We start from the raw sequence: 11,888 nt of genomic DNA, 5'->3' as shown, positions 1-11,888 counted from the left end.
AATTAGAATTGAAAACCTTCAAATTTAACTAATTTATTTTATAAAATATTACTATATATATTGGTTAATGATATTTTCAAACAATTCCTGTTTTCCACTTTGTAAACTCAATTCTCCATTTTCTTGAGCAATGTTATATAAGTCTTTAAGCTCTAATTTACCAGCTTCAAAATCCTTTCCTTTACCTGAATCAAAAGAGCTGTACCTTTTTTCTCGAAGTGCCTTATAAGAAGAAGATGTCATAATTTTATCTGCAGTAATTAGTGCTCTTGCAAATGTGTCTGCTCCACCAATATGTGCTAAGAAAACATCTTCTAAATCTGTAGAGTTTCTTCTGATTTTTGCATCAAAATTAACACCACCACCTTGTAATCCACCTGCCTCCAAGAAAACCAACATAGCTTCTGTGGTTTCTTGAATATTATTTGGAAACTGGTCTGTATCCCAACCATTTTGATAATCTCCTCTATTAGCATCAATACTTCCTAACATTCCTGCTTTTGCTGCAACTGCTAGTTCGTGTTGCATTGTATGTTGTGCTAAAGTTGCATGGTTTACCTCAATATTCATTTTGAAATCTTTGTCTAAACCATATTCTTTTAAGAAACCAATTGCAGTAGCTGAATCAAAATCATACTGATGCTTCATTGGCTCCATTGGTTTTGGCTCTATAAAGAAAGACCCTTTAAAACCTTGTGCTCTTGCATAATCTCTTGCCATTGTAAGGAATTGACCCATGTGATCTAATTCACGTCCCATATCTGTGTTTAATAAAGACATGTAACCTTCTCTTCCTCCCCAAAACACATAGTTTTCACCACCTAATTTAATTGTTGCATCTAAAGCCAATTTTACTTGTCCTCCAGCTCTAGCAACTACATCAAAATCTGGATTTGTAGCAGCACCATTCATGTAACGTGGGTTTGAAAAACAGTTTGCTGTGCCCCATAACAGTTTCACACCACTTTCTAATTGTTTTTCTTTAATGTAATCTGTAATAGAATTTAATCTAGATTCAGATTCAGCAAAAGTTGCACCTTCTTGTACTAAATCATAATCATGAAAACAGAAATACTCAAAGCCCATTTTGTGGATGAACTCAAAAGCTGCATCTGCTTTATCTTTTGCTGCTTGAATTGGGTCTGAAGATTTATCCCAAGTAAAGTTTTGCGTTCCTGGTCCAAAAGGATCTGAACCTTGACCACAGAATGTATGCCAGTATGCAATTGAAAATTTAAACCAATCTTTCATTTTTCTTCCTGCAACAACTTGCTCAGGATTATAGTACTTAAACGCTAGTGGATTGTCTGATTCCTTTCCTTCAAATTGTATTTTATCAATTTCTTTAAAATATTCTTTATTTGCCATTTCTTTTTTTATTTTGTGTTAAGTATAATTTCTAATTCTTTTTTCCAATCTTTGTACGCTTTTAAATAAGGTTGTTTGTCTTTAGAAGGCATAAACGTCATAACATGGTCGTTATCCATTATTGTTTTGCCAAAAGAAGTAAAATCACCAGTATGTAAATTGGCTGCTCTTGCAGCTCCAATAGCTCCAGTAGTATTATAGATTTCTATTTCTTGTTGAATTAAAGTTGCCACTGTATTTGAGAAAATTTCAGAGCGAAATAAGTTGTCGTTTCCTGCCCTGATTACTTTTGGGTTAATGCCATCTGACTTTAAAATCTCCATTCCGTAATAAAAAGAAAACGCAATCCCTTCTAAAGCAGCTCTACAAAGGTGTCCTTTATGATGATTATTAAGATTTATATTTACAATTCTTGTACCAATTTCTTTATTATTTAGCATTCGTTCTGCACCATTACCAAAAGGAATTATGCATACCCCATCTGATCCAATAGGAATATTCGCTGCTAAATTATTCATTTCTTCATAAGATGATACATCTAGATTATTTAATAACCATCTGTATTGGATTCCTGCACCATTGACACACAACAACTTTCCTATTTTTGTTGATATTCCTTTCTTATAATTTACATGTGCAAAGTTGTTTACTTTAGCACTTTCTTTGACAGATAAATTATCAGTAACTGCATATACAACTCCAGAAGTACCTCCAGTTACAGCTACTTCTCTAGGATTAAAAACATTTAAGGATAATGCATTATTTGGCTGATCTCCTGCTCTGTAATAAATTGGTGTACCTGCTGCAATGCCACTTTCTGCCTCTCCTTTTTTATCGACAACAGATTGAATTCCGAAGGTTTCCACGATGTCTGGAACTAGCGATTTATCTATCCCATAATATTCTAATAAAAAATCTGCAATGGTATCTTTTTTAAAATCCCAAAAAATCCCTTCTGATAATCCCGAAATAGTTGTATTTATTGTGTTTGAAAATTTATAGGCAATATAATCTCCAGGTAACATAAATTTATATATCTGTTTGTAAATAGCAGGTTCATTGTCTTTTACCCATTTTATTTTTGATGCTGTAAAATTTGCTGGTGAATTTAATAATTGATTAGCACATTTTTCTTCTCCAATTTGTTTAAAAGCATTATTACCAATCGAAACTGCTCTACTATCGCACCAAATAATACTTTTACGTAAAGGATTACCTTGTTTGTCAACCAAAACTAAACCATGCATTTGGTATGATATACCAATTCCTTTTATTTGACTTTTGCTAATATTATATTCTTTTTTTAGTTTTGTAATGGCATTGCATATATGCAACCACCAATCGTTCGATTCTTGTTCTGCCCATCCGTTTTTTTGAGCAAACATGCTCATTTCTTCTTTTGGTTCTTGAACAACGCCTAAGCTTTTACCTGTTTTGGTTTCTACTAAAGCTACTTTTATAGAAGAACTTCCAATATCTAACCCTAGATAATAATTCATTTTATTTTTTAATTTGCTAATTTCATTTTTTTTATGAAAATTTATATCCTGTACTGTCATGATAATTTTATCGAAAATTACGAGTTGTTTTTGTGGGTGAATTCTTAAGCCACACAGTAGTGTGCAGGATACTTAAGGTAGCTGATCATTGTATTTTTATCAAAAATTATGATGTATTATGAAGAATTTTCTTTTTAACTTACTGTTCTTAACTTTTACAATAACAAGTTTTTCTCAAATTAAACACGGTTTAAGAGATGATCAAGGTAGACACATTATTCCCAGAGGTTTTGTAATCAACACCAACGATCATAAAGGAGAAGTCTTTTTTAATAGCGATGATTATGCGAGACAGGTAAGAATGGGTGCGAATTATCAAGTTATCCGTTTAGAACTAGGTAGAGTAAGTGAATTTCCAGGAGGACAAGTAGAGCAAAAGTATTTGCAAAAACTAGATGAATTGGTTGCTTTAGGGAAAAATCACGACATAAAAACAGTTTTTAAAATGACGGTTTATGGGGTTGATAAATTTGTTTGGCAAGAGTTTTGGAATAATAAAGAAGACAAACAATATACTACCTACATCAATGCTTGGAAAGTAATTTGGGAACGTTTTGCAGAAGAACCCTATGTGGTAGGTTACGACGTTGTAAATGAACCTAGAAAACTAGAGATGGATATTTCTTACAAAGATTTAACCGATAAATATTTGGTGCCTTTGTATCAGAGAATTATTGATGAAAGCCAGAAAATAAATCCCGATAAAAAGATTTTATTCCAGTCTATTTTTATGAATAAAGGGGAAAAGATAGACAACAATCAATATGCTGAAATTACATCAGCTATAAATCGAAAAAACATTGTTTTTGCGCCACACATTTATCAAAACAACATTAATTATATTCAAAAAAATATGGATCGTTTTGATAAAGAATCAGATATGTTAAAAGCACCAATTTTAATTGGAGAATGGGGTTTTCCAACTTTTGCAAAAACAGATACTACAATTGTTGGTAAATTAGGTCAATTAGAATATAGAAAGTTATATATCAAAACAGCAGAGGTTTTTGATAAAATGGGTGTAGGTTCTATAAAAGCTTGGTTTTTAGGAAACAGAACTATGCAAAATTTTTTACCAGGAGGACCATCAACTTGGTCTATTTTTAGTGATAAAACAGATGCAGGTACTGTTGAACGTAAATATATAACAGATGTCATTTCAAGACCTTTTCCACAAGCAATTGCAGGAAATATTCAATCCTTTTTATTCAATTTTGCAAAAAGAGAATTAAATGTCCATTTTAAATCAGATAATAATAAAGGCGCTTCAAAAATTTTTATTGGAGCCAACAGACATTATCCAGATGGTTTTTCAATTATTGTAAACGACGATTTTGTGATGTACTACAACCCTTTAAAAAATGTAGGTTTAGAAGTTTGTAAAACAACTAAAGACTCTAATCCTGCAGATTTTATTTGGGATACAAAAACCCAAAAACTAATTGTCTTAAAATGGGGTAAAGACAATACAAATTATAAAATTAAAATAGTACCCGGACTTCGAAATTTTTAAATTTATATAAAATTAACAATGATTAAAAAGAATTTAATATTACTTTTTTTAAGTGTTGCATTTTTAGCAAATGCGCAACAAGTAAGACACATAGAAACTATAAACGATGCGTGGCATTTTTATAAAGGGAAAATCGAACATCCTTTTTCTAATGACGCTTCTCGTTCTTGGGAAAAAGTAACCATACCTCATTCTTGGAATACCGAAGATATTTTAGATGATGAAGATGGCTATTATAGAGGTGAAGGCTGGTATAAAAAAACAATGAAAATTCCTCAGGTTTACCAGAATCAACAGGTGTTTATGTTATTTGAAGGTGCAAATCAAGTCACTTCTTTATTTGTAAATGGAAAAAAAGTGGGTAAAGATCATATTGGAGGTTATACCACTTTTGCTAGAGATATTACAACAGCTATAAAAGAAGGAGATAATGACATTACAATAAAGGTAGATAATGCACATAATGATGAAATTGTGCCTCAATCTGCAGATTTTTCTTTTTATGGCGGAATTTATAGAGACATCCATTTGGTGATAACTAAACCAGTGCATTTTGAAGTAGCCAATTTGGGTGCAAATGCAGTTTTTATTAGTACTCCAGAAGTTTCTGAAACATCAGCAAAAGTTATTGTTAAATCTAAACTGGTAAGACCCAAAAAAGGAAGGTATTACGTAAAACAATCTTTGTTTGATGCCAATAACAACTTGGTAAAAGAAGTAAAAACAAAATCTAAATCTGGTAAAGAGGTGTTTAGTGATTTTTCTGTTGATAATCCAAACTTATGGTCACCAGATAATCCGTATTTGTATAAAGTAATTACTGAAATTGTGGATAAAAAAGACATTGTTTATGACAGAGTAGAAAATCCTTTAGGATTCAGATGGTTTAGTTTTGATGCCAAGAAAGGATTTTTTATCAACGGAAAACAAACCAAGTTAATTGGTACATGTCGTCACCAAGATTTTTACGGAAAAGCAAATGCAGTAAGCGATGAAATTCATAGAAACGACATGAAGTTGTTAAAAGAAATGGGTTCTAATTTTTTACGTATTGCTCATTATCCACAAGATCCAGCTATTTTAGAAATGTGTAACAAAATGGGATTTATAGCAACTGTAGAAATTCCTTTTGTAGACAAAGCTGCTGCAAACGAAGCAGGTAAACAAAATAGTGTGAATATGCTAAAAGAAGCGATTCGTTTTAATTATAACAATCCTGCAATTGTAGCATGGAATTTAGGAAACGAAACTACGATGAAAGCACCTGATAAATTAGGGGAAGAATACACCAAACACTTTATAGAAACACATAGAGTTTTAGCAGAAACTATTAAAGAAGAGGACAAAACAAGGAATTCTTATACCGTATTTTTTAGAGAACCAGCCTATCAAGATAAATTAGGAATCAGATATACTGAAATTGTTGGATATAATAAATATTATGGTTGGTATATAGAAGAGTTAGAAGATATTGATAAAAACCTACATAGTTTAGTAGAGCGTACCTTAGCATTAGATCCAGACAAACCTTTAATTTTAAGTGAATATGGTGGTGGTGCAGATCCAAGATTAAGGTCTTACAATCCAACTCGTTTTGATTTTAGTGTAGAGTATCAATTTCTATTACATAAAGCGTACATGAAAGCTATTTTAGAAATACCTGAAATTGTTGGAGCAAACGTTTGGAATTATGCTGATTTTCAGGTAGAACATCGTAAAGATGCAGTGCCACATATCAATAATAAAGGTTTGGTATCTGCCTCAAGAGAAAAGAAAGATGCGTATTATCTGTATCAAGCTTTATTGAAAAAAACACCATTTTTAGCGATAGCTTCTAAAGGATGGACGAAAAGAGCGGGTATTGAAGATAGTGAAAATGCAGATGTAGCTACTCAACCCATAAATGTAGTAGGAAATGGCAATGAAGTAGAACTGTTCATTAATGGGAAAACGCTTGGAAAACAAAAATTTGATTTTGCAACAGCAACGTTTAACGTTCCTTTTCAGCAAGGACAAAATTTAATTGAAGTAGTATCAGAAAAAGAGGGTAAAGTTTTAAAGGATTTTGCAAATATCGAATTTACCCTTCAACCTAAAAACTTAAAAAGTGAAACCAATCCTTTTAAAGAGATTGCCATAAATGTAGGTTCTTACTGTTATTTTATAGAAACTCATAATGTAGATTATTTGTGGATGCCAGATCAACCTTATAAAAAAGGTAGTTATGGTTACGTTGGTGGAGAATTGTTAAGAACCAAAACCAGACGAAGAAACAATATTGGTACAGATGTTAGTGTAAAAGGAACCGAAAACGACCCTGTTTTTCAAACTCAGGTAATTGGTTTAGATGCCTACAAATTTGATGTGCCAAAAGGAACGTATGAGTTGTTTTTATCTATGGCTGAATTAAAATCTAGAGGAGAAAATGTGATGAACATTTTAGTAAATGGTAAAAAAATCTGGGAAAATCTAAATCTTAAGAAACAGTATGGAAAAGACAGAGGTGTAACCAAACGTTTTTTAATTGCTGTTGATGATGAAAACGGAATTACGATCAATTTTAAAGCATTAAAAGGAAAAACCAGATTAAGTGGAATTAAACTGAGAAAACTGAATTAATTATATAAATATATCTCAAAAAAAAGAAGCTGCTAAACTTTTAAGACCACTTAAATGTTTCTAAAAACACTTAAAATTAAACACAAAAACCATTATAAAGTAAACGTTTCAATAAAAAAAAACGGAACAAAACAGTATAGTGCAGGATACTAAAAACTTATAAAAGTTTTTACTTGCAGTTATATTAACTTATAAATTATAATAAAATGAAAAAACAATTACTTAAATTATCATTATTAGCTCTTGTGGTGTTCTTTAGTGCACCAGCATTACAAGCACAAGCGCTTTGGACTACCAATGGAACCTATAAAATTTCAACTTCAGGATTAGATACTAATCTTTATTTGACAATTAATGCTACTTCTGGTGCCTTAGAGTGGGCAGAAGAATTAGAAGGTGATGCTCCAACTCAAGTATGGAACGTAATAGATCATAGAACTCCAGCTTCTACGGGTTACATGGAAATTTGGGCTACTATTCCAGGCGTAGGAGATTTTACTTTAGCTGTAGATAAATCAACTATAGATATAGATGCTACAACAGAAACGTTTGATACTAATGATACAACTATGACACTTACTGTTGTTCCAGGTCAACCAGTTGGTGATGAAACTGACGAAAACTATGGTTTCGACCAGTTTCAAAGAAGAAAAGCTAAAGTTAATGCAGATGGTCTTGCTGATGCTACTGGATCTAACCCCTCAGCTGGAAACAACGCATTATTTGTTAAGCCATCAGGTGCCTCAGGAGCTTCAAGATATGGTGTAGTTCCATCTGCTGCAGGTGACGCTGTTGAGTTTGATGGAGGAGGTATTGATGTAATTCAATTTCATCTTATAGAAGAAGCAGTAGCAAGTGTAAATACGTTTGGTGTAGAAGCGTTTTCTATTTCTAATCCAATAAATAATACATTAACTATTAAAGGGGCTACATCTAAAGTGAGCAAAGTTAATGTGTATTCGGTTTTAGGTAATAGAGTATTATCAAAATCTGTAAATAATATAAATGGAGATATTAGCCTTAACACAAGCTCTTTATCAACAGGTTTGTATATTATAGAAATGGCAGGTAATAATGGTGAAAGATTTACTAAAAAAATTATTAAGCAATAAGTCTTAAATTTTAATAATCTCTAAAAACCCTATTCTTCTGAATAGGGTTTTTTTAGTAAAAATAATTATTTTTCTCACAAATAAAACAAAACCATTTTATTCGTAAAACCTTTACACTTTATTATTAGCAGGACATTACATGACAGTTTTATTATAAATAAGGTGTAATTTCACAGATAGTATTTTAGTAAATAAAAAATTAATATTTTTTGTTTAAATAATTTAAATTTAAAAAAGAGCTAGCGCTCTACTTAAAATATGAAAAAAAAACAGATTAAATTTTTGACTAGTGTTTTCTTTTTACTTTGTTGTAGTTTTTTGGTAAATGCACAAGTTACTCTAGAAAAAGAAGTTAAGATATCCGACTTGGGTTTACATTTTGATGGTAGTAAGGTCTCTGGAGGAGCTTCAAATACGGGAGACAATGCTCCATACGATTTTTTCTTTGGGCGAAATATTTCTGCTCATGGAGATGCCATAAAATCTTTTGGTAATTATGTATTTATGACTTGGTATCGAGGAGGAAAATCAGATCGCCATATGATGTTATCTAGATATAACAAAACAACAGGTGTTGTCTCCACTATCGAGTTTCCACATAGGCATACAGGATATCAAAACCGTTATTGGATAGGTGAATCACATAATACAATAGCAATAGGTATTAGCCCATTAGATGGTACTATTCATTTATTGTATGATATGCATGCATATAGTGCTAACAGACCTTCAGATGGTAGCTTAGCAAACGATTATTTTCGATACTCTTATTCGGTAAAAAATGCTGCAACATTACCAGATGAAGATTTTACCATAGATAAATTTGTTTTAGATAATGGAGTTGCAGGTGATTACAAGCACTTACGTACGCCAGGAAATATATCACAATCAGAGTTCGTGGCATTAACTTATCCTAGTTTCTTTTTAAATGATCAGGGAGATTTGCTGTTTTTTATGCGTGAAGGAGGTAACAACAACGGAATGTATAAATTTAGTAAATATGATGCAAACAAAGGCGAATGGCAGAATTTTACAGATTTTAATAGATTGAATGCAAAAAGTCAAGCTGGTATAACGTATAACTGGGGGTTATATGGAGATATCAAATATGCAAATGGAAAAATAAGAATAGGGTTTCAAAGAAGATTATCAAACAATAATGATAAGTACCAATACCAAAATGGTATTTATTATGCCTATTCAGATGATCCAAGTGGAGCAACACAATGGAAAAATTATAAAGGAGAGTCCATTAACTTACCTTTATTAGATGCAGATGATATAAAAGTAATGGAACCTGGAGATTTTGTAACTACTAACCAGGCAAATAAAGTTCATATAGTTGGTAATTTTGATTGGACAGTAACTGCAAATGAAGACATTCACTTTATTAGTAGAGTTAAAGACAATGAAAATAATGTCACTAAATTTTTACATACCTATAAGCCATCAGGTGCATCAGATTTTATTACATCAGAAGATTTTGCAGGCGGTACAGCATTATATACTTCAGGGAATGATGTTTATCTTATAGGCTTGAATAACGGACGTGTTTTTGTTGAAAAAACAGCAGGAGGTACACACAATTTTGAACGTGTTTACGAACAGACTGGAGGCAGACAATATGATCATGGAGTAGTACATATAAGCAATGGTAAGGCATATTATTATTTAATGGAGAAAAAATCAGGTAATGCACAACCATTATATTTACAAATTATAGATTTAGATATTCCACCAACAGATCCAACATTACCAAATAATTTTACCATTCAAACTAAAGGAGAAACCTGTACAGATTTAGATAATGGTAAATTAATTATTTCTGCAGCAGCTACATATGACTATATTGCAAAAATAGATGGTTTAGATTACTCTTTTAATAAAGATAAAACTATTGAAGGTTTACCACCTGGAGCTTATGATTTATGTATAGAAGTTGTAGGTAAGGATTATACGCAATGTTATCAAATAGTTATAGAGGAAGCAGAACAATTATCCGCTAAAGTAAGTGTAACTAAAAATATTGCTAAAGTAACTATAAATACAGGTTCAGCCCCATTTACTGTTTATAAAAACGGCTTAACAATTTTAGAAACTTACAATTCTAATTTTACAATAGATGTTAACCATGGAGATGATATTCAGATAAAAAGTAAAGAGGCATGTCAGGGAGAAATGTTAAAAACTATTAATCTATTAGAAGATATTCGTGCATATCCAAACCCTTCGAATGGAGTTTATAAGATTTATATTCCAAATGATATCAATAATATTGGTTTAGAATTATATGATATTCAGTCTCGCTTAATAGTATCGAAAACATATAATGTTATTAATGGAACACTTTCAATAGATATACAAGATAAGCCATCAGGTATTTATTTTGCGAAAATAAATTCTAAGAAACCTATATTTATAAAATTAATAAAGAATTAAAATGAAAAAACCTTATTTACACATATTATTAATTACTGTACTAATCTTAATTTCTTGTGGAGGAGGAGATGATGATGCAGGATCAATACCAGATCCAAATGCCAACACAGCACCTACAATTCCTAATCAAGTTTTTCCATTAGATAATACAATTTGTACAGATAAAAATGTAATTTTTGAATGGAATGCCTCTACTGATCAAGAAAGTAATGCGATAAGTTATAGACTTGAAGTTTCTGAAAATAGTTCATTTTCTCCTTTGACGGCCTCAGAAACTAGTTTTGCTGAATCTAAACTAGTTAGTCTAGATAAAGGTAAAGCATATTATTGGCGTATTAAAGCAGTAGACAGTAGAAGTGCAGAAAGTGATTATTCACCTGCAATGAAGTTTGTTACTGAAGGCGAAGGTGAATCGAACCACATACCTTATGCACCAGAATTAGTATCTCCAGCAATAGATTCAGAAATAGATGCCACAAGTATTTCTTTATCTTGGACAGCATCAGATGTTGATGGAGACCCTTTAACTTTTGATGTGTATTTAGATACCAATGAAAACCCAACAACATTAGTTTCTGAAGGTCAATCAGAATCTACGTTCAATGCAACAGGTTTATCAACATCTACCAAATATTACTTTAAAATAGTAGTAAAAGATGATAAAGAAGCAACTACTATTGGGCAAGTTTGGAGTTTTTCTACAAAATAGAGTACTATACCAATTCTTATTTCTAATAGGTAATAGTATTAACTATGTAAAAAATATTAGCTGTTATAATCAATGTGATTTTAGCAGCTTTTTTATATTTAAATTTATAAAATCTTAAAAATGCAAAGACTAGCCTTTAAAATGAAATTAAATCCTGGACAAAAGGAAGCTTATACAAAACGTCACAATGAGCTTTGGCCAGAATTGAAAAAATTACTCAAAGAAAATGGAATAAGCGAATATTCTATATTCTTAGATGAAGAAACCAACACACTTTTTGCTTTTCAAAAAGTTTCAGGAGAAGGAGGGTCACAAGATTTGTCATCAAACGAAGTTGTAAAAAAATGGTGGAATTTTATGGCCGATATTATGGAAGTTAATCCAGATAATTCCCCAATTTCGACTCCTTTAGAAGAAGTATTTTACATGCCTTAAAACAATAAGTCTAAAAATTATTTTTCAGAGAAACAAAACACACAATTTTTTCGGTATACAACAGGACAGTTTTGTTATCAAAAAATAACATATTGCTAATAAAATTAAGTTATTATAGTTAATAAAAATAGATC

Annotated in this window: 8 protein-coding genes; 6 read left to right on the top strand and 2 right to left on the bottom strand. The window is 31.3% G+C overall.

Annotated features, from left to right (window positions below; translation table 11 throughout):
* Positions 1-51 precede the first annotated feature (51 nt).
* Complete coding sequence (gene xylA, locus Q0662_RS00280) at positions 52-1,368, bottom strand: xylose isomerase (protein ID WP_298945877.1); 1,317 nt, start codon at positions 1,366-1,368, stop codon at positions 52-54.
* A gap of 8 nt (positions 1,369-1,376) precedes the next feature.
* A complete protein-coding gene (locus Q0662_RS00275) occupies positions 1,377-2,867 on the bottom strand; it encodes an FGGY family carbohydrate kinase (protein ID WP_298945875.1) in 1,491 nt (496 codons plus the stop codon).
* 178 nt (positions 2,868-3,045) lie between these two features.
* Here Q0662_RS00275 and Q0662_RS00270 point away from each other — a divergent pair, with 178 nt between their 5' ends.
* The 6 genes from Q0662_RS00270 to rhaM all read left to right on the top strand — a co-directional run bounded on the left by Q0662_RS00270 (position 3,046) and on the right by rhaM (position 11,754).
* Positions 3,046-4,440 (top strand): cellulase family glycosylhydrolase, encoded by a 1,395-nt coding sequence (locus Q0662_RS00270; protein WP_298945873.1) that lies wholly within the window; start codon positions 3,046-3,048, stop codon positions 4,438-4,440.
* Between the two features lie 18 nt (positions 4,441-4,458).
* The gene (locus Q0662_RS00265; protein WP_298945871.1) at positions 4,459-7,059 is read left to right on the top strand and encodes a glycoside hydrolase family 2 TIM barrel-domain containing protein; all 2,601 of its coding nucleotides are present in this window, start codon (positions 4,459-4,461) and stop codon (positions 7,057-7,059) included.
* Positions 7,060-7,265: 206 nt separating this feature from the next.
* A complete protein-coding gene (locus tag Q0662_RS00260; RefSeq protein WP_298945869.1) occupies positions 7,266-8,171 on the top strand; it encodes a T9SS type A sorting domain-containing protein in 906 nt (301 codons plus the stop codon).
* Positions 8,172-8,429: 258 nt separating this feature from the next.
* Positions 8,430-10,610: a BNR-4 repeat-containing protein gene (locus Q0662_RS00255; protein ID WP_298945867.1), complete on the top strand. Its 2,181-nt coding sequence runs from the start codon at positions 8,430-8,432 to the stop codon at positions 10,608-10,610.
* Between the two features lies 1 nt (position 10,611).
* Positions 10,612-11,319, top strand: a complete 708-nt coding sequence (locus Q0662_RS00250) for a fibronectin type III domain-containing protein (protein WP_298945865.1) — start codon at positions 10,612-10,614, stop codon at positions 11,317-11,319.
* A 120-nt stretch (positions 11,320-11,439) separates the two neighbouring features.
* Complete coding sequence (gene rhaM, locus Q0662_RS00245) at positions 11,440-11,754, top strand: L-rhamnose mutarotase (RefSeq protein WP_298945864.1); 315 nt, start codon at positions 11,440-11,442, stop codon at positions 11,752-11,754.
* Positions 11,755-11,888 lie beyond the last annotated feature (134 nt).

Source organism: uncultured Polaribacter sp. (genome assembly GCF_947503855.1).
Classification (GTDB): domain Bacteria; phylum Bacteroidota; class Bacteroidia; order Flavobacteriales; family Flavobacteriaceae; genus Polaribacter.
The sequence above is the reverse complement of the archived record's forward strand: the minus strand, read 5'-3'. Positions and strand labels throughout refer to the sequence as shown.

Excerpts from the sequence above, each read along its gene's own strand:
- xylA (WP_298945877.1), bottom strand. The coding sequence starts at position 1,368 with ATGGCAAATAAAGAATATTTTAAAGAAATTGATAAAATACAATTTGAA.
- Q0662_RS00275 (WP_298945875.1), bottom strand. The coding sequence starts at position 2,867 with ATGAATTATTATCTAGGGTTAGATATTGGAAGTTCTTCTATAAAAGTA.
- Q0662_RS00270 (WP_298945873.1), top strand. The coding sequence starts at position 3,046 with ATGAAGAATTTTCTTTTTAACTTACTGTTCTTAACTTTTACAATAACA.
- Q0662_RS00265 (WP_298945871.1), top strand. The coding sequence starts at position 4,459 with ATGATTAAAAAGAATTTAATATTACTTTTTTTAAGTGTTGCATTTTTA.
- Q0662_RS00260 (WP_298945869.1), top strand. The coding sequence starts at position 7,266 with ATGAAAAAACAATTACTTAAATTATCATTATTAGCTCTTGTGGTGTTC.
- Q0662_RS00255 (WP_298945867.1), top strand. The coding sequence starts at position 8,430 with ATGAAAAAAAAACAGATTAAATTTTTGACTAGTGTTTTCTTTTTACTT.
- Q0662_RS00250 (WP_298945865.1), top strand. The coding sequence starts at position 10,612 with ATGAAAAAACCTTATTTACACATATTATTAATTACTGTACTAATCTTA.
- rhaM (WP_298945864.1), top strand. The coding sequence starts at position 11,440 with ATGCAAAGACTAGCCTTTAAAATGAAATTAAATCCTGGACAAAAGGAA.